Here is an 18,728-nt window from a genome sequence, read left to right on the forward strand (position 1 = left end):
GTCCCGCCGGGGTGGGTGGTGGCGCCGGTCGCGGGCGGCGGTCAGTGCGCGGTGGCGGTGTGGACGTACTCCACGAGGCGGGTGAGCGCGTCGGGGTCGGTGGCCGGCAGCACGCCGTGGCCGAGGTTGAAGACGTGGCCGGTGCCGGCGGCGTGTGCGGCGGCGAGGACCTCCGCGGCCTTCTCCTCGACCGCGGAGGTCGGCGCGAACAGGACGGAGGGGTCCAGGTTGCCCTGGAGTGCCTTGCCGGGCCCGACCCGGCGGGCCGCCTCGTCCAGGGGCACCCGCCAGTCGACGCCGACGACGTCCGCCCCGGCCTCGCCGAAGAGCCCGAGCAGTTCGCCGGTGCCGACCCCGAAGTGGATGCGGGGCACGCCGTACCCGGCGACGGCGTCGAAGACCTTGGTGGAGGCGGGCATGACGTAGCGCCGGTAGTCGGCGGGGGCGAGGGCGCCGACCCAGGAGTCGAAGAGCTGCACCGCGCTGGCGCCGGCCTCGATCTGGACCTTGAGGAAGGAGATGGTGATGTCGGCGAGCCGGTCGAGCAGGTCGCGCCACAGCTCGGGCTCGCCGTACATCATCGCCTTGGTGCGCTCGTGGTTGCGGGAGGGCCCGCCCTCCACGAGGTAGCTGGCGAGGGTGAAGGGCGCCCCGGCGAAGCCGATCAGCGGGGTGGCGCCGAGTTCCGCGGTGAGCAGGCCGACCGCCTCGGTGACGTAGGAGACGTCGTCGGGCTCCAGGTCGCGCAGCACGCCGAGGTCGGCGCGGGTGCGGACCGGGGTGCCGACCACCGGGCCGACCCCGGGCTTGATGTCCAGGTCGACGCCGATCGCCTTGAGCGGCACCACGATGTCGCTGTAGTAGACCGCCGCGTCCACGCGGTGCCGCCGCACCGGCTGGAGGGTGATCTCGGCGACCAGCTCGGGCCGGGTGCAGGACTCCAGCATCGGGATGCCCTCGCGCGCCTTCAGGTACTCGGGCAGCGACCGCCCGGCCTGGCGCATGAACCACACGGGGGTGTGCGGCACCGGCTCGTGCCGGCAGGCGCGGATGAACGGGGAAGCAGCGGTCAGATGGTGCGCACTCACCCCCGAATCCTCCCACGCCCGGGGCGCCGCCTGGCCATGGTGCCCCGGGCCCCGCGGCCGCCCCCGGCACCGGGCGAAAGTGCGCCCGGGCGACAGCACGCCGTGACACAAGGGGTGTTGATGCGGGCGTGCGGGTGGGCGGCGGCCTAGTCTTCCGGGCATGGCTGCGGTTCACGGGCACTCGCCGGACGAGGCTCCCTTCTCCTTCCGGCGCGCGGTGGACGGTCTGCGGACCGCCCGGCTCCGCTCCGAGGTGCGGATCGAGGAGGTGCCGGCGCCGCGCCGGCTCGCCTCGTACGCGTTCGCGCTGGAGGCGACGGTGCTCGCCGACGGGGAGGAGCTGGCCGACGGCCGGCTGGTGCTGCTGCACGAGCCGGACGGCCACGACGCCTGGCACGGCGAGTTCCGGGTGGTCACCCTGGCGCGGGCCGAGCTGGAGCCGGAGATGGCCGGCGACCCGCTGCTGCCGGAGGTGAGCTGGTCGTGGCTGACCGGCGCGCTGGCCACCCGCGGCGCGGGCTACCACGAGCCGAGCGGCACCGTGTCGCGGGCGTCCTCGCACTACTTCGGCGCTCTGGCCGACCGCCGGGACGACACGCAGATCGAGATCCGCGCGTCCTGGACGCCGTACGAGCGGCCGGAGGCGGGGCCGGACACGGCGGCGCACCTGGTGGCCTGGTGCGACCTGCTGTGCGCGTGTGCGGGCCTGCCGCCGTCCGACGGCCCGGACCTGCCCGGACGGCCGGTCAGCGGCGTGGTGCCGCTGCCGAAGCGCCGCACCTGACGGTCCGCCGGACCCGCCCCGCGCCCCGGCGCGGCCCTCGTCGGGCCCGTCGTCGGCACGCCTTCGCCCGGTCATCCGATTCGCCCGGAATTGTTCTCCAACAAATCGTGATCTTTCCCTAAAGCCGGGAGCAATTGCTGCCGAAGGAGACTGTGACCGTTTCAGTCCCCTTTGCACAGGAGGCCCGGTGTCCGTTCTTCTCGAGCAGCCCACGAGCCTGGTCGCCTACCGTCCCAGCAAGCCGACGGCCATGGTCGTCGTGGCCGACCCCCGGGTTCGCTCCACTGTCACCCGACACCTGTGGGCACTCGGAGTCCGGGACGTGATCGAGGCTTCCTCCATCGCCGAAGCCCGCCCCCGGGTCGGCAACCCGCGCGACATCTGCGTCGCCGAGGTCCACCTGCCCGACGGCTCCGGCCTGACCCTGCTCGCCGAGACCCGCGCGGCCGGCTGGCCGAACGGCCTGGCGCTGTCGGCCGCCGACGACATCGGCGCGGTGCGCAACGCCCTGGCCGGCGGCGTGAAGGGCTATGTCGTCACCGGCACCCGCAACACCGCCGGCGCGCTGGCCGGCCGCCCCGGCCTGGCTCCGCTGGGCGCCACCGCGGCCCGGATGCAGCGCCGCCCGCCGGGCGTGCCCGGCCACCCGGGCGGCTACCGCGAGCTGTCCGGCCGCGAGGTCGAGGTGCTGCGACTGGTCGCGGAGGGCCAGTCCAACAAGGCGATCGGCGTGTCCATGGGCCTGTCGGCGCTCACCGTGAAGAGCCACCTGGCCCGGATCGCCCGCAAGCTGGGCACCGGCGACCGGGCCGGCATGGTCGCGGTGGCGCTGCGCACCGGCATCATCCACTGAGCCGGCGCCGGTCGGCGGCCCCGGGCGGAACGTTCCGCCGCGGCGCCGCCGACCGCCGCGGGACCGGGTCCGCGCGCCGCCGCGGCACCGCCCGGCACCCCGTCCGCGGCCATGACAGGCACCGATCGGCAGCCGGGCCGCGACGTAGATCCACCACCGCGGCCCACCCCGGCTACCCTTGACAGGTGACCGACGCCAAAGAGACCGCAATCCAGGAACCATCGGCGCCGGTCCCGCTGCTGGACCCGCGCGAGGGAATCCCGCCGGTGACCGCCAGCCCGGAGGCCCTCGCGGAAGTCGTCGCGGCCTTCGCCGCGGGCACCGGTCCGGTCGCCATCGACGCCGAGCGCGCCTCCGGCTACCGCTACGGGCAGCGGGCCTACCTGGTCCAGCTGCGCCGCACCGGGGCAGGGACCGCGCTGATCGACCCGGTCGGGTGTCCCGACCTGTCCGCCTTGGGCGAGGTGCTGGCCGGCACCGAGTGGGTGCTGCACGCCGCCACCCAGGACCTGCCCTGCCTGTACGAGCTGGGCATGCGGCCGACCACGCTCTTCGACACCGAACTGGCCGGACGGCTGGCCGGGTTCGCCCGGGTCGGCCTGGGCGCCATGGTGGAGAACGTGCTGGGCTTCACCCTGGAGAAGGGCCACTCCGCCGTCGACTGGTCCACCCGGCCGCTGCCGGAGCCCTGGCTGCGGTACGCGGCGCTCGACGTGGAGCTGCTGGTCGACCTGCGCGACGCGCTGGAGGAGGAGCTGCGCGGCCAGGGCAAGCTGGACTGGGCGCTCCAGGAGTTCGCCGCGATCGCCGCCGCCCCGCCGCCGGCGCCCCGGGTGGACCCCTGGCGCCGTACCTCGGGCATGCACAAGGTGCGCCGCCGGCGGCAGATCGGCATCGTCCGCGAGCTGTGGGAGGCCCGCGACCGCACGGCCCGGGAGCGGGACGTCTCGCCGGGCCGGGTGCTCACCGACGCGGCCATCGTCGCCGCCGCCCTGGAGGTGCCGCCGAACGTCCACGCGCTCGCCGCGCTGCCCGGCTTCGGCCACCGCATGGGCCGGCGGCAGCTGGAGCAGTGGCAGGCGGCCGTCGACCGGGCCCGGGCCCTGCCGGAGCGCGAACTCCCGCAGCCCACGGCCGCCTACACCGGGCCGCCCCCGCCGCGCGCCTGGGCGGACAAGGACCCGGTCGCCGCCGCCCGGCTGTCCGCGGCCCGCGCGGCCGTCTCGGCGCTGGCCGAGGAGCTCAACCTCCCGCAGGAGAACCTCGTCACCCCCGACACCGTCCGCCGGGTCTGCTGGACCCCGCCGGCCGAGATCACCCCGGAGAACGTCGCGGCCGCCCTGACCGCGCTCGGCGCCCGCCCCTGGCAGGTCGCCCTCAACACTCCCCTGCTGACCAAGGCCCTCACCACCCAGCCCCCGGCCGCCCCGGTCACGCCGCCGAGCACCCCTCCGACCACCCCTCCGACCACGGAGTAACCCCAAGTAACGTCAAAGGGCCGTCCTCCCCCGGGCGGCCCTTCGGTGTGACCTACGCCGCAGCCCGGGGTAAGAGTATGCACACCGGTTACCGATGAGTAGCATGGACGGTGTCAGACGCGTCCACTCCTCGGAGTGCGCCCACCCGCACGGTCACCATTCGCCCGGGCTCGCCGGTGAGCGAGCCAAAGGGCGCGCCGGTGTCGAAAGTGGAGGAGCGACAAGCGAGGAACGAGCGCGGGAGCGACGACCGTCGACACCGGGTCGAAGCGCCCGGCGGCGAGCCGAACACAAAGAAAAAAAAGAAAGGTCGCATCGTGCCTCGTACCGCGAGGGAGGTCGTCTTCGTCGACGGCGTCCGCACCCCGTTCGGCAAGGCGGGCCCGAAGGGCATCTACCACGAGACCCGCGCCGACGACCTGGTGATCAAGTCCATCCGCGAGCTGCTGCGCCGCAACCCCTCGCTCGACCCGGCCAAGGTCGACGAGGTCGCCGTCGCGGCCACCACGCAGATCGGCGACCAGGGCCTGACCCTGGGCCGCACCGCGGGCATCCTCGCCGGACTGCCCACCACCGTGCCCGGCTTCTCCATCGACCGCATGTGCGCGGGCGCGATGACCGCGGTGACCACCACCGCCGGCGGCATCGCCTTCGGCGCGTACGACGTGGTGGTGGCCGGCGGCGTGGAGCACATGGGCCGGCACCCGATGGGCGAGGGTGTGGACCCCAACCCGCGGTTCGTCTCCGAAAAGCTGGTCGACGAGTCCGCGATGTTCATGGGCATGACCGCCGAGAACCTGCACGACCGCTTCCCGCGGCTGACCCGGCAGCGCGCGGACGAGTACGCGCTGCGCAGCCAGGAGAAGGCCGCGAAGGCGTACGCGAACGGGAAGATCCAGCAGGACCTGGTGCCGATCGCGATCCGCCGCACCGACCCGGAGGTCGGCGAGACCGGCTGGGGCCTGGCCACCGCCGACGAGCCGATGCGCCCGGACACCACGCTGGAGCGGCTGGCCGGGCTGAAGACGCCCTTCCGGCCGCACGGCCGGGTCACCGCGGGCAACGCCGCGGGGCTCAACGACGGCGCCACCGCCTCGCTGCTCGCCGCCGAGGACGTGGCCCGCGAGCTGGACCTGCCGGTGAAGATGCGCCTGGTGTCGTACGCCTTCGCCGGCGTGGAGCCCGAGGTGATGGGCATCGGCCCGATCCCGGCCACCGAGAAGGCGCTCGCCAAGGCGGGCCTGGGCATCGGGGACATCGGCCTGTTCGAGGTGAACGAGGCGTTCGCCGTGCAGGTGCTGTCCCTGCTGGACCACTACGGCATCGCCGACGACGACCCGCGGGTCAACCAGTACGGCGGCGCCATCGCCTTCGGCCACCCGCTGGCCTCCTCCGGGGTGCGGCTGATGAACCAGCTCGCCCGGCAGTTCGAGGAGCAGCCGCACGTGCGGTACGGCATCACCACCATGTGCGTCGGCTTCGGCATGGGCGGCACGGTCATCTGGGAGAACCCGAACTTCGACGGGAGCGGCAAGTGAGTTCCACCGCAGAGCTGCTGAAGGGTGCGGCCGAGCTGTTCCCCGGCGAGGTCGTCACGCAGGCGCAGGTACGGCACCTGGACCTGCCCGGCGCCGGCCGGTTCGCGCTGATCACCCTCGACAACGGCTTCGACCACACCAAGCCGACCACGCTCGGCCCGCAGTCGCTGGCGAACATCGACGCGGCCCTGGACCAGGTCGAGAAGGAGGCCGCGGCCGGCGAGATCGTCGGCGTCGGGGTCACCGGAAAACCGTTCATCTTCGCGGTCGGCGCGGACCTCAAGGGCGTGGAGCTGCTGACCCGGCACGAGGACGCGCTCGCCATCGGGCGCGGCGGCCACGACGTGCTCAAGCGGTTCCAGTCGCTGGCGGTACCGACGTTCGCGTACTACAACGGCGCCGCGATGGGCGGCGGCGTCGAGATCGGCCTGCACTGCTCCTACCGCACGGTCTCCGCGTCGGTGCCGGCGTTCTCGCTGCCCGAGGTCTTCCTCGGCCTGGTGCCCGGCTGGGGCGGCTGCACGCTGCTGCCGAACCTGATCGGCGCCGACCGCGCGGTGACCGTCATCATCGAGAACTCGCTCAACCAGAACCGCCAGCTGGGGGGCGCCCAGGTGTACGAACTGGGCATCGCCGACGCGCTGTTCGAGGCGGCGGACTTCCTGGAGCAGTCGCTGGCCTGGACCGCTGCCGTGCTCAAGGGCGAGATCGAGGTGACCCGCGCCGAGGTGGACCGCGGCGAGGCCTGGGACCAGGCGGTGGCGCGGGGCCGGTTCGTCGCGGACGGCAAGGTGCACGGCGCCGCCCCGGCCGCCTACCGGGCGCTGGACATCATCGCGGCCGCCAGGACCGGTGACCTGCGCAAGGGCTTCGAGGCGGAGGACGCCGCGCTCGCCGACCTGATCATGGGCGGCGAACTGCGGTCGGGCATCTACGCGTTCAACCTGGTGCAGAAGCGCGGCAAGCGCCCGGTCGGCGCCCCCGACAAGTCGCTGGCCCGCCCGGTGAACAAGGTCGGCGTGGTCGGCGCGGGCCTGATGGCCTCCCAGCTGGCACTGCTCTTCGCGCGCCGCCTCCAGGTGCCGGTGGTGCTGACCGACATCGACCAGGCGCGGATCGACAAGGGCGTGGGCTACGTCCACGGCGAGGTCGACAAGCTGCTGGGCAAGGGGCGGATCGGCCAGGACCAGGCGAACCGGCTCAAGGGCCTGGTCACCGGCCACCTGGACAAGGCGGCGGCGTTCGGCGACGCGGACTTCGTGATCGAGGCCGTCTTCGAGGAGATGGGCGTCAAGCAGCAGGTCTTCGCCGAACTGGAGGCGGTGGTCCGGCCGGACGCGATCCTGGCGACCAACACCTCCTCGCTGTCGGTCTCGGAGATGGCCGCGAAGCTGGCGCACCCCGAGCGGGTGGTCGGCTTCCACTTCTTCAACCCGGTCGCGGTGCTGCCGCTGCTGGAGATCGTCCGCGCCGAGGCCACCGACGACCCGTCGCTGGCGACCGCGTTCGCGGTGGCGAAGCAGCTGAAGAAGACCGCGGTGCTGGTCAAGGACGCGCCCGCGTTCGTGGTCAACCGCATCCTGACCCGCTTCATGGGCGAGATCCAGAACGTCATCGACGAGGGCACGCCGATCGACGTCGCCGAGAAGGCGGTCGAGCCGCTCGGGCTGCCGATGTCGCCGCTGGTGCTGCTGGAGCTGGTCGGCCCGGCGATCGGCCTGCACGTCTCCGAGACGCTGCACGGCGCCTTCCCGGACCGCTTCACCGTCTCGCCGAACCTGGCGGCCGTGGTGAAGGCCGGCAAGCGCGGCTTCTACGTCTACGACTCCGGTGCGCCGGAGCTGGACCCGGAGGTCGCGGCGCTGCTCCAGCAGGGCGACACCGTCCTGACCGAGGAGCAGGTGCGCGCCCGGGTGCTGGACGCGGTGGCGCAGGAGATCGGCCTGATGCTCGCCGACGGTGTGGTGGCCGAGGCGCAGGACATCGACCTGTGCCTGATCACCGGGGCCGGCTGGCCCTTCCACCTCGGCGGGATCACCCCCTACCTGGACCGCGAGGGCGTCTCGGAGCGGGTGAACGGCTCGCCGTTCCTGGCGCCGGGCGTGGCGAGCGTCCCGGCCTGACAGACCCCCATGACGACCGTGCCCGGTCGCCACCCGTCCAGGGTGGCGACCGGGCACGGTCGTGTCGTACGGGGAGCCGGTGTCAGCTGAGGGCGGGCGAGGCGGTCGGGGTGGCCTGGAGCGCGATCACGCGCTTGGCCTCCTTGTTGACCATGGTGCGCAGCTTGGCCGGGGTGAGCGAGGTGCGGACGTCCTTGACCGGCTTGTCGTTGATCTCCAGCGCGGGCACCTGGCCGAGGCCGGAGTGGGCGAAGTCGGCCTGGGACTTGATCACCCAGCCCTTGTGGTCGCCCTGCTCGATGCACGGCTCGAAGTTGGCCATCTTGATCTTCTTGGCCTTGTGCGCCAGCGACTTGATGAGCTTCTCGCTGCCGAGGCCGGCGCTGTGCGGGTCGGGCTGGTGGTCCCAGACCTCCTGCACGAACTGGGTGAACCGGCCCTGGTCCTGCGCGCAGGCGGCCGCGTTGGCGGCGTACTGCGAGCTGCTGCCGCCGTAGGTGCGGTCCGAGGCGGTGACGAGCTGGTAGTGGATCTGCACCTGGCCGGTGGTCAGCAGTTGGCGCAGCACGTCCTGGTACTCCTGCGCGAACGCCTTGGAGTCGGGGCTGCGCAGGTCCTCGTAGACGGTGATGGTGACCGGGACCGACGGGCGCACCGCCACCTGGAGGTTGGGGCCGCTGCTCGCGGTGGGGGTGGGGCTCGCGGTGCTGCTCAGGTCCACCGGTCCGGTCGGCACCACCGCGGGGCCGACCGCGCCGGACGGGGCCGACACCTTGTCGTCCTTGGAGGCGCGCACGTGCGCGCCGATCAGCGCGGAGCCGCCGAAGACCACGACGACCGCCATGATGCCGACCGCGTACGGCCGTATCTTGGCGAGCGGGCCCTTCCGCTTCTTCTTCGCCGGCGCCGCCGCGCCGCCGCTCTTGCCGGGTCCCTTGGACTCCGTCATGCCTACGCCACCTCGATCGTCCCGCACTGCTCTCGCGCATTTCTACCACCGCCGCGGCCCGGCCCGGAAAACGGGTGGCCCGGGCCCCGGCGGCGGCCCCCGGCGGGCCGGGGCGGGCGGCCGCGGCGGGTCAGTCGCGGCGCGCGAGGCGGCTGTGGCCGCGGCCGTAGCCGAAGTAGATCGCGAAGCCCAGCGCCATCCATCCGGCGAACCGCAGCCACGTCTCCACGCTGAGGTTGATCATCAGCCACAGCGACGCGCACACCGACAGCACCGGCAGCACCGGCACCCACGGCGCCCGGAAGGCCCGCGGCAGGTCGGGGCGGGTGCGGCGCAGCACCACCACGCCGACGGCGACGACGACGAACGCGAAGAGCGTGCCGATGTTCACCATCTCCTCCAACTGCCCGACGGTGAAGAACCCGGCGATCAGGGCGACGACCACCCCGAGCAGCACGGTGGTGCGGTAGGGCGTGCCGAAGCGCGGGTGGACCCGGGAGAAGGCGCGCGGCAGCAGTCCGTCGCGGCTCATCGCGAAGAACACCCGGGTCTGGCCGAGCAGCAGGATCATCACCACCGACGTCAGGCCGACCGCGGCGCCGAAGCTGATCAGGCCGGACCAGAAGGGCGCGCCGACCGCCTTGAACGCGCTGGCCAGGGGGGCGCTGGTGTCCAGCTCCGAGTACTTCTGCATCCCGGTGACCACCAGCGACACCGCGACGTACAGCACGGTGCACACCACCAGCGAGCCGAAGATGCCGCGCGGCATGTCCCGCTGCGGGTGGCGGGTCTCCTCCGCGGCGGTGGCCACGATGTCGAAGCCGATGAAGGCGAAGAAGACCACCGCGGCGCCGGAGAAGATCCCCATCACGCCGAACGACGACGGGGTGAAGCCGAACGCCGCCTGCACCAGCGGCGCGTGCAGGGTCGATCCGGCGCCGGTGTTGCTCTGGGAGGGCGGCAGGAACGGCGAGTAGTTGCTGCCGGTGACGTAGAAGAGCCCGGCGAAGATCACCAGCAGCACCACGGTGACCTTCACCGCGACGACCAGGCCGGTGACCCGCGCCGACAGCTTCATGCCGGCCATCACGATGCCGGTGAGCACCAGCACCAGGGCGGCGGCGAGGACGTCGAAGCCGTAGTGGCCGCTTTTGTGGCTGAGCTGGTCGGGAATGGTGATGCCCACGTTGTTCAGCAGGTTGGTGACGTAGCCGGACCAGCCGCCGGCCACCACGCCCGCGCCGAGCGCCAGTTCCAGCACCAGGTCCCAGCCGATGATCCAGGCCGGCAGCTCGCCGATGGAGGCGTAGCTGAAGGTGTAGGCCGAGCCGGCGACCGGCACGGTGGAGGCGAACTCCGCGTAGCACAGGGCCGCCAGCCCGCAGACGACGGCCGAGGCGATGAAGGACAGCGCGATGGCCGGGCCCGCGTACTGCTTGGCGACCGCGCCGGTCACCACGAAGATGCCGGTGCCGACGATGACGCCGACGCCGTAGACGATCAGGTCGAGCGCCGACAGTTCCTTGCGCAGGCCGTGCTCGGGGTCCTCGGTGTCCGCGATGGACTGCTCGATGGTCTTGGTACGGAACACCCCTTGCCGTGGCGTCGTCGACGTCGCCTCGCGCGTGCCCAGATCCACAGGCGCACCTCCATCGGATCGCTGCGCCGCCCAGGCCGGTCCCGGTGCGGTGCTGGTTACTCCACTGCGGTGGATCACCTCACCCGTCAAGGCGCGCCTACACATCCCTCGACGGCGCAGGGGGTCCACCCGTGCGGGTGAACCCCCTGGTACGCGCCGGCGGGCGCCTGCGGCGCCGTACAGGGCCGCGGTGGCGGCGTGCGGCGGTCAGCGCGCCGTCAGTCCCGGCTGACCTCGCCGGCGGCGTCCACGGTGCCCGCGGTGCCGACGGTGCCTGCCTCGTCGGCGAACCGGCCGTCGATGGTGGCGACCACCCCGGTCACCTGGCGGGCGATGTCCGGCGCGGTGAGGCCGATGGCGGCCAGCACGTCCTTGCGCGAGCCGTGCGCGAGGAACTGCGGCGGGATGCCGAAGTCCCGCAGCGGGACGTCCACTTCGGCGTCGCGCAGTGCCTGCGCGATCGCGGAGCCGACGCCGCCGACCCGGCCGTTGTCCTCGACGGTGACGACCACCCGGTGCCGGGCGGCGAGCTTCGGCAGCTCGGCGTCGACCGGCTTGACCCAGCGCGGGTCCACCACGGTGGAGGTGATGCCCTGGGCGTCGAGCAGCGCGGCTACCTCCAGGCACATCGGGGCGAGCGCGCCGACGGAGACCAGCAGCACGTCGGGGCGGTCGGTGCCGTCCGCGGGGGCGCGCAGCAGATCCATGCCGCCGATCCGGCCGACCGCGGCGACCGCCGGGCCGACCGCGCCCTTGGAGTAGCGCACCACGGTCGGGGCGTCGTCGACCTCGACGGCCTCGCGCAGCTGCGCGCGGACCTGGTCGGCGTCGCGCGGGGCGGCGATCCGCAGGCCCGGCACCACCTGGAGGATCGACATGTCCCACATGCCGTTGTGGGAGGCGCCGTCGCTGCCGGTCACCCCGGCCCGGTCCAGGACGAAGGTCACCCCGCACTTGTGCAGGGCGACGTCCATCAGCACCTGGTCGAAGGCGCGGTTGAGGAAGGTGGCGTAGACGGCGAAGACCGGGTGCAGGCCGCCGGTGGCCAGGCCCGCCGCGGAGGTCGCGGCGTGCTGCTCGGCGATGCCGACGTCGTAGACGCGGTCGGGGAACGCCTTGGCGAACTTCGTCAGCCCCACCGGGTGCAGCATGGCCGCGGTGATGGCGACGATGTCCGCGCGCTCCTTGCCGAGTTCGAGCATCTCGTCGCCGAAGACGGAGGTCCAGTCGGCGCCGCCGGCCGCGACCGGCAGCCCGGTGTCGGGGTGGATCGGGCCGATGCCGTGGAAGCGGTCGGTCTCGTCGCGCTCGGCGGGGGTGTAGCCGCGGCCCTTCTCGGTGATGCAGTGCACGATGACCGGGCCGCGGAAGCGCTTGGCGCGCTGGAGCGCGGACTCCACCGCCTCGATGTCGTGGCCGTCGATCGGGCCGAGGTACTTCAGCCCCAGGTCCTCGAACATGCCCTGCGGGGTGACGAAGTCCTTCAGGCCCTTCTTGGCGCCGTGCAGCGTCTCGTAGAGCGGCTTGCCGATCAGCGGGGTGCGCTCCAGCACCTCCTTGGTGCGGGCGAGGAACTGCTCGTAGCCGTCGGTGGTGCGCAGGGTGGCGAGGTGGTTGGCCAGGCCGCCGATGGTCGGCGAGTAGGACCACTCGTTGTCGTTGACCACGATGACCAGCGGGCGGTGCTTGGCGGCGGCGATGTTGTTCAGCGCCTCCCAGGCCATGCCGCCGGTCAGGGCGCCGTCGCCGATCACGGCGACCACCTGGTCGTCGCGGCCGAGCAGTTCGTTCGCCTTGGCCAGGCCGTCGGCCCAGCCGAGCACGGTGGAGGCGTGGCTGTTCTCGATGACGTCGTGCTCGGACTCCGCGCGCGAGGGGTAGCCGGACAGGCCGCCGGTGCTCTTGAGCTTCGCGAAGTCCTGCCGGCCGGTGAGCAGCTTGTGCACGTACGCCTGGTGGCCGGTGTCGAACAGCACCCGGTCGGCCGGCGAGTGGAAGACCCGGTGCAGCGCGATGGTCAGCTCGACGACGCCGAGGTTGGGGCCGAGGTGGCCGCCGGTCTTCGAGACCGCGTCGACGAGGAAGTCCCTGATCTCCTCGGCCAGTTCGACCAGCTGCTGCGGGTTGAGCCGGTCGAGGTCGCGGGGTCCGTTGATACGGGTCAGCAGTGCCACCCGTGCCTCCTCTTCCTAGCGCGCACTTGTCCGTCGCGGCGGGCCGATCTGGCCGTTCCGCGAGTCTAATGTTCCGCATACCGGAGCGTCGGCCGACCCGTGCGAGATATGTCACGGGCTGTGGTCCGGTCGTACCACGAAGGCGCCGGGTGCCTCGTTACGGGTACGGCCGGGGCGTCAGGCGCGCCCGGACGTCCGCTGGGTCCTGCGGGACACCGAGTCCACGACCACGGCCGCCAGCAGCACGCCACCGGTGATCATGTACTGGATGGAGGTGTTCATGTTCAGCAGGTCCAGGCCGGTGGTGATGGACTGGATGACCAGGCCACCGAGCAGGGCCGACCAGACCCGGCCGCGCCCGCCGAAGAGGCTGGTGCCGCCGATGACGGCCGCGGCGATGGCGAGCATGAGGGTGTTGCCGCTGCCCGCCTGGAGCGTCGCGGTCTGGGTCTGGGCGGCCAGGAACAGACCGCCGAGGGCCGCGAAGCCGCCGGCGATGGCGAAGACCGAGATCCGGACCAGGTCCACGTTGATACCGGCACGCCGGGAGGCCTCGATGCTGCCGCCGAGCGCGAAGACCTTGCGGCCGAAGGTGGTCCGCCGCAGCACGAAGTCGCAGATGATCAGCGCGACCAGGAAGACCACGAGGGCGTTGGGCACACCGGCGGTCTTGTTGAGCACGAACGCCACGACGTAGGCGACGATCGCCAGCAGCACCGCGCGGGCGACGATCTCGCTGGTCGGGCGGAACGGCACGCCGGCCTTGCGGCGGCGGCCCTGCTCGACGAACGAGCCGAGCAGCAGCGCGGCGACCCCGACGGTGGCCAGGATGTAGGCGCCGGCGATGTCCTGGTCCATGAAGAAGGACGTCTGGCCGAGCAGGTGCATCGGGCCCTTGTCGGCGATCGAGAGGCTGCCGGTGTCGCCCAGCACCCACAGCATCAGGCCGTTCCAGCCGAGGAAGCCGGCCAGGGTGACGACGAAGGCGGGCACGCCGACCTTCGCGAAGAAGATGCCGTGCACGGCGCCGATACCGATGCCGATGAGCACCGCCAGCAGGAACGCCAACCACATGTTCATGCCGTGTGTGGTGGTGAACACCGCGAACAGCGCGGAGATCAGGCCGCTGACCGAGGCGACCGACAGGTCGATCTCACCGAGCAGCAGCACGAACACCAGCCCGATGGCGAGCATGCCGGTGCCCGCCACGAAGTAGCTGATGTTGACCATGTTGGTCGAGCTGAGGAACAGGCTGTCCTTGCTCTGGAAGATCGCCCAGATGACGATCAGCGCCACGATGACCGGCAGCGAGCCCAGCTCGCCGCCCTTGAGGCGGCGCTGGAACTCGGTGACGTAGCCCTTCAGGCCCTGCTCGCGCACCAGCAGGCGCGGGTCGACCGCCGCCACCGCGGGCGGCGGTACTTCCTCGACGGACGGCTTGTCGCCGTCCTTCGACGTGTCGATGGTCGTCTCGTCGCTCACTTGGCCGCCTCCGCGTTGCGCGACTGCCGACGGGTCACGGCGTTGTCCGTGGCTCCGGTGATCGCGGCGATGATCTGCTCGTTCGTGGTGCTCTTCACCGGGAAGGAACCGTTGTTCCGGCCCAGCCGCAGCACGTGGACGGTGTCGGCGACCGCCATCACGTCAGCCATGTTGTGGCTGATCAGGATGACGCCGAGACCGCGCTCGCGCAGCCGCTCGACGAGGTCGAGGACCTGCGCGGTCTGCTCGACGCCCAGCGCGGCGGTCGGTTCGTCGAGGATGACGACCTTGGGCTCACCGATGAGCGCACGCGCGATGGCGACCACCTGGCGCTGGCCGCCGGAAAGGCTCGCGATCGGGATGCGGACGCTGGGGATGCGGATGGAGAGGGTGTTGAGCAGCTCGCGGGAGCGCTTCTCCATCGTGACCTCGTCGAGGCTGCCGAACCGCAGCAGCTCCCGGCCGAGGAAGAGGTTGCCGACCACATCGAGGTTGTCGCACAGCGCCAGGTCCTGGTAGACGGTGGCGACACCGAGCTGCTGGGCGTCCTGCGGGCGCCCGATGTTGACGCCGCGGCCCTCCCACTCGATGACGCCTTCGTCGATCGGGTGGACGCCTGCGATCGTCTTGACCAAAGTTGACTTGCCGGCACCGTTGTCGCCCACGAGGGCGACCACTTCTCCGGCGTGGACCTCCAGCTCGACGTCGGTGAGGGCTTGCACCGCACCGAATCGCTTGGAGACTCCGCGCAACGCCAACACGGGCGTAGCGGACACGTGAACCATCTCCTTCGCCGCCTGACCGGCGGGGATGCCGCGGACCGGGTTACCGCCCGCGGAGGAAGTGCTGGGGAGCACAGGATTGCAAGGCCTGACGGGAACGGGCGTTGGCCCGTTCCCCCACTGGTCCCGTCGTGTTTCCGTCCGGCGCCCCGCCCCGGCAGCGGGGTGTTTTGGTGGGTGCGGGGCACCGGACAGGCTTCACCGGGAGGCGGTGGCTCTACTCGATGCCGGCCGCCTTGCAGGCTGCCGCGAACTGGGTGGTGCAGATCTGGGAGGTCGGGTACAGACCGTCCTTGACCACCGTGTCCTTGAGGTTGGCCTTGGTCACCGCGGTGGCGCCGATCAGCAGCGACGGCACGGTCTGGCCGGACGCGCTCTTGGACGTCGTGGTGGCGATGCTGGTGATGCTCTTGCCCTCGAGGAGGTTCACCGCGATCTCGGCGGTGGCGTCGGCCTCAGGCTTGTACGGCTTGTAGATCGTGGCGCTCTGGGTGCCGGCGAGGATGCGCTGCACACCGGGGAGCTCCGCGTCCTGGCCGGTGAGCGGCGGGTTGATGCCCGCGCCCTTCAGGGCGGTGGCGATACCGCCGGCCATGCCGTCGTTGGCGGAGTAGACGCCCTTGATGTTCTTCGCGCCGAGCTGGGTGATCGCCGCAGTCATCTTCTGGTTGGCCGTGGTGTCCTTCCACAGACCGGACTGCTCGTAGGCGATGTTCACCTTGCCGTCGAGGATCTTGTGCGCGCCGGCCTTGAACATGGCGGCGTTCGGGTCGGCCGGGTCACCGTCGATCATGACGATCTTCGAGGTCGGCTTGGCGTCGGCGCCCATCGCGTCGAGCAGGGCCTGGCCCTGCTCCTCACCGATCTTCTCGTTGTCGTACGAGACGTAGGCCGAGACCGGGCCCTCGGCGAGGCGGTCGTAGGCGACGACCTTGATGCCCTTGTTGACCGCGGCCTGGATCGAGGACTTGATGCCGACCGAGTCCTCCGGGTCCACGATGAGGACCTTGACACCCTTGGTGATCATCGTGTTGACCTGCTGGGCCTGCTTCTGCGGGTCTCCGGCAGCGTTGTCATAGCTGATGGTGCAGTCCGAGCACAGCTCCTTGATCTTCTTCTCGATCAGGGGCTTGTCGAACTGCTCGTACCGGGTGGTGGCGTTCTCCGGCAGGAGCAGGCCGATCGACTTGTCCTTGCTCTTGTCCGAGCTGCTGCTGCCGCCCGCCTTGCCGCAAGCGGCCATGGTGAGCGCCATCGACACAGCCGCCGTGCCGATGACGATTCGACGCGTCATTGCGTTCATCTGAGGTGCCTCCCTGACAGGGCCGCAACACTGCGGCCGAGGTGCAGGTGAGTCAACTCTCGCTGACACGTGTCGTCAAGAAGTAAACACTTAACGAGATGGCAACGGCGCGTTTCGTTAGCAGTGTGAACGCTGCGTTATGCCGAGAACGCGGGGGAATCCACCGCTGCGTTCCCGTCCAGGAGCGTGGAGTCACCCATCTCGCTCAGCACCAGGGCCAGCGCCCCCAGCACCTCCGCCCGTGCGCCGAGCGCCCCCGGCATCACCGACAGCCGCTGCGCGGCGCTGGGGATGGCGTAGCGCGACACCGACTCCCGGATCGGGCCGAGCACCAGCTCCCCCGCCTCGGCCAGGTCCCCGCCCAGCACGACCCTACTCGGGTTGAGCAGGTTGCACAGGCTGGCCACCCCCATGCCTATGTGCCGCCCGACGTCGCCGATCACCCGCCGGCACCCCGGGTCCCCCTCCCGCCCCAGCTGCACCATCTTCGGGATGGTCAGGTGCTCGCCGTGGCTGCCGCGCAGCAGCTCCAGCACGTAGCGGGCCGCGGTGAAGGTCTCCAGGCAGCCGCGGTTGCCGCAGCGGCACACCGGGCCCGACTCGTCCAGCGTGATGTGCCCGATCTCCCCCGCGGTGCCGCCCGGGCCCCGGTAGATCCGGCCATCCACCACCAGCCCGGCGCCGACGCCGCTGGCGACCTTGATGTACGCCAGGTCCCGCACCCCGCGGCCGCTGCCCCACACCAGCTCGCCCAGCGCGCCGAGGTTGGCGTCGTTGTCCACCTGCACCGGGACGCCGAGCCGGTCGATCAGCTCCTGCCGCGGGTTGATCCCGCTCCAGCCCGGCAGGATCGCGGTGGAGCCGAGCAGGCCGGTCTCCATGTCGATCGGGCCGGGCACGCCCAGCCCCACCCCGAGCACCTTGTCGCGGTCGATCCCGGTGGACTCCACCAGCCGTCCGACCAGCTGTTCGGCCCGGTCGAAGCCCTCGGACGCCGAGGCGTCCACGTCGATCGGCTCGGACTGCTCGGCGAGCACCTGGTGGGCGAGGTTGCCGACCGCGACCCGCAGGTGGGAGTGGCCGAAATCGACCCCCACCACGATGCCCGCGTCGCCCGACAGCGCCACGCTGCGCGCCCGCCGACCGCCCGAGGAGGTCGGCGTGACCTGCACCGTCCCGCTGTCCTTCAGCTCGCGGACGATGTTGGACACCGTGGCCGCCGACAGGCCGGTCGTACGCGCGATCTCCGCCTGGGTGAGCGAACCGGCGAGCCGGACGGCCCGCACCACGCGCTCCAGGTTGGCCCGGTGCAGCGACGACTGCGATCCCGGAGTATCCACGACATCCACTCCTGCCCGGCGGCCGGAGCGCCTCCGGCTGCCCGCACGGGACGGGGCCCGGGTACCGGCGCCAGAGCTGCCACACCAGTGAGACCCCGTCGTCTACAACATGTGAACTCTAAGTTGAGGGTTAGGGGTGATGTCCCGTCAAGGGGGAGAACCACACCGTTACGCGATCCACCCCGGACGCCGACCAGCGGCTCCGCATGCTCGCGGAGCCGCTGGGGACAGCGTACGGGGCCTTCGCGGCCGGGTGGCGGGCCTATTTCACCGCGCCCGCGGTGAGCCCGGCCTGCACCTGCCGCTGGAAGACGACGTAGACCGCCAGCACCGGCAGCATCGCGATCGACAGCCCCGCGAACAGACCCGACCAGTCGCCCTTGTATCCCTGCTGCACCGCCAGGTCGGCGAGCCCCTGGGTCAGCACCCACTTGTCGGTGTTGCCCTGGTTGAGCACCAGCGGCAGCAGGTACTGGTTCCACTGCCCGAGCACGTTGAAGATCCCGATGCTGATGATGCCCGGCTTGGCCATCGGCACCATGATCTGGAAGAACGTGCGGGTGTGGCTCGCCCCGTCGACGAGCGCGGCCTCGGCCACGGACGTCGGCAGCGTCCGGAAGAAGGACGTCATGAAGAAGACGGTGAACGGCAGCGAGTAGGCGATGTACACCAGGATCAGGCCGGGCAGCGTGTTGAGGATGCCCAGGTTCTTCGTGACGAAGAACAGCGGCACCAGCACCATGACGACCGGGAAGGCCATGCCGCCGACGAACAGGAAGTAGATGAAGCGGTTGCCGAAGAACTCGAACCGGGCCAGCACGTAGGCGGCCATCGAGCCGAAGAGCATCGTGCCGACGGTCGAGAAGCCCACCACGATCACCGTGTTGATGAAGTAGCGGCCCATGTGCGCCTTGGTCCAGGCGCGCGTCCAGCTGCCGCCGTGCAGGGGCCACGGCAGCGACCAGGGGTGCGACAGGATGTCGCCGGAGGTCTTGAAGGAGCTCCACACCGCCCACAGCAGCGGTACCGCCACCATCAGCGCCCAGACGATGAGGAAGCCGTGGCTGAAGACGTTCAGCACCACGCCCTCGCCGCGCCAGCGGTGTCGGGCGGCCGCGTCCGGCGCGGGCTCGGGGAGCGCCTGGGGAGCCTTGTCCGCCGGTCCGGGCGCGTCTTCGTAGGTCTCAGTGGTCAT

At 71.5% G+C, this 18,728-nt stretch carries 14 protein-coding genes; 5 read left to right on the forward strand and 9 right to left on the reverse strand.

What is annotated here, in order from left to right; all coding sequences use genetic code 11:
- Nucleotides 1–41 precede the first annotated feature (41 nt).
- Nucleotides 42–1,088 (reverse strand): uroporphyrinogen decarboxylase, encoded by a 1,047-nt coding sequence (hemE, locus tag AC3EVP_RS14195; protein WP_435129986.1) that lies wholly within the window; start codon nt 1,086–1,088, stop codon nt 42–44.
- 160 nt (nt 1,089–1,248) lie between these two features.
- On the opposite strand from hemE, the gene AC3EVP_RS14200 reads away from it, so the two are divergent.
- From AC3EVP_RS14200 to AC3EVP_RS14220, 5 genes are all read left to right on the forward strand, one after another.
- Nucleotides 1,249–1,872 carry a DUF3000 domain-containing protein gene (locus AC3EVP_RS14200; protein ID WP_335983474.1) on the forward strand — a complete coding sequence of 208 codons (624 nt, stop codon included), beginning with the start codon at nt 1,249–1,251 and terminating at the stop codon, nt 1,870–1,872.
- A gap of 187 nt (nt 1,873–2,059) precedes the next feature.
- On the forward strand, nt 2,060–2,725 hold the full coding sequence (locus AC3EVP_RS14205) for a response regulator transcription factor (protein WP_202236784.1): 666 nt from the start codon (nt 2,060–2,062) through the stop codon (nt 2,723–2,725).
- A 185-nt stretch (nt 2,726–2,910) separates the two neighbouring features.
- Entirely contained in the window at nt 2,911–4,203 is a 1,293-nt protein-coding gene (locus AC3EVP_RS14210; protein ID WP_435129991.1) for an HRDC domain-containing protein, read from the forward strand.
- 317 nt (nt 4,204–4,520) lie between these two features.
- On the forward strand, nt 4,521–5,741 hold the full coding sequence (locus AC3EVP_RS14215) for a thiolase family protein (protein WP_435129994.1): 1,221 nt from the start codon (nt 4,521–4,523) through the stop codon (nt 5,739–5,741).
- Nucleotides 5,738–7,864, forward strand: a complete 2,127-nt coding sequence (locus AC3EVP_RS14220) for a 3-hydroxyacyl-CoA dehydrogenase NAD-binding domain-containing protein (protein ID WP_435129996.1) — start codon at nt 5,738–5,740, stop codon at nt 7,862–7,864. The genes AC3EVP_RS14215 and AC3EVP_RS14220 overlap by 4 nt, the downstream gene beginning before the upstream one ends.
- A gap of 82 nt (nt 7,865–7,946) precedes the next feature.
- Here the strand turns inward: AC3EVP_RS14220 and AC3EVP_RS14225 are convergent, their stop codons facing one another.
- The 8 genes from AC3EVP_RS14225 to AC3EVP_RS14260 form a co-directional block, all read right to left on the reverse strand.
- The gene (locus AC3EVP_RS14225; RefSeq protein ID WP_435129999.1) at nt 7,947–8,813 is read right to left on the reverse strand and encodes a DsbA family protein; all 867 of its coding nucleotides are present in this window, start codon (nt 8,811–8,813) and stop codon (nt 7,947–7,949) included.
- A gap of 130 nt (nt 8,814–8,943) precedes the next feature.
- The gene (locus tag AC3EVP_RS14230) at nt 8,944–10,557 is read right to left on the reverse strand and encodes an amino acid permease (RefSeq protein WP_435130002.1); all 1,614 of its coding nucleotides are present in this window, start codon (nt 10,555–10,557) and stop codon (nt 8,944–8,946) included.
- Nucleotides 10,558–10,670: 113 nt separating this feature from the next.
- Nucleotides 10,671–12,626 (reverse strand): 1-deoxy-D-xylulose-5-phosphate synthase, encoded by a 1,956-nt coding sequence (dxs, locus tag AC3EVP_RS14235; protein WP_335983460.1) that lies wholly within the window; start codon nt 12,624–12,626, stop codon nt 10,671–10,673.
- A gap of 177 nt (nt 12,627–12,803) precedes the next feature.
- Entirely contained in the window at nt 12,804–14,108 is a 1,305-nt protein-coding gene (locus tag AC3EVP_RS14240) for a sugar ABC transporter permease (RefSeq protein WP_435130006.1), read from the reverse strand.
- Complete coding sequence (locus tag AC3EVP_RS14245; RefSeq protein WP_335983458.1) at nt 14,105–14,893, reverse strand: ATP-binding cassette domain-containing protein; 789 nt, start codon at nt 14,891–14,893, stop codon at nt 14,105–14,107. The genes AC3EVP_RS14240 and AC3EVP_RS14245 overlap by 4 nt, the downstream gene beginning before the upstream one ends.
- A 214-nt stretch (nt 14,894–15,107) precedes the next feature.
- Entirely contained in the window at nt 15,108–16,193 is a 1,086-nt protein-coding gene (locus AC3EVP_RS14250; RefSeq protein ID WP_335983456.1) for a sugar ABC transporter substrate-binding protein, read from the reverse strand.
- A 137-nt stretch (nt 16,194–16,330) separates the two neighbouring features.
- On the reverse strand, nt 16,331–17,533 hold the full coding sequence (locus AC3EVP_RS14255; RefSeq protein ID WP_335983454.1) for an ROK family transcriptional regulator: 1,203 nt from the start codon (nt 17,531–17,533) through the stop codon (nt 16,331–16,333).
- A gap of 262 nt (nt 17,534–17,795) precedes the next feature.
- Nucleotides 17,796–18,728, reverse strand: a complete 933-nt coding sequence (locus AC3EVP_RS14260) for a carbohydrate ABC transporter permease (RefSeq protein ID WP_435130012.1) — start codon at nt 18,726–18,728, stop codon at nt 17,796–17,798.

Source organism: Actinacidiphila sp. bgisy144 (genome assembly GCF_057708105.1).

What these genes read in the sequence shown, in the direction of transcription:
- AC3EVP_RS14230 (WP_435130002.1), bottom strand. Translation starts at nt 10,557, where the DNA reads ATGTGTAGGCGCGCCTTGACGGGTGAGGTGATCCACCGCAGTGGAGTA.
- AC3EVP_RS14200 (WP_335983474.1), top strand. Translation starts at nt 1,249, where the DNA reads ATGGCTGCGGTTCACGGGCACTCGCCGGACGAGGCTCCCTTCTCCTTC.
- AC3EVP_RS14250 (WP_335983456.1), bottom strand. Translation starts at nt 16,193, where the DNA reads ATGAACGCAATGACGCGTCGAATCGTCATCGGCACGGCGGCTGTGTCG.
- AC3EVP_RS14260 (WP_435130012.1), bottom strand. Translation starts at nt 18,728, where the DNA reads ATGACCACTGAGACCTACGAAGACGCGCCCGGACCGGCGGACAAGGCT.
- AC3EVP_RS14245 (WP_335983458.1), bottom strand. Translation starts at nt 14,893, where the DNA reads ATGGTTCACGTGTCCGCTACGCCCGTGTTGGCGTTGCGCGGAGTCTCC.
- AC3EVP_RS14225 (WP_435129999.1), bottom strand. Translation starts at nt 8,813, where the DNA reads ATGACGGAGTCCAAGGGACCCGGCAAGAGCGGCGGCGCGGCGGCGCCG.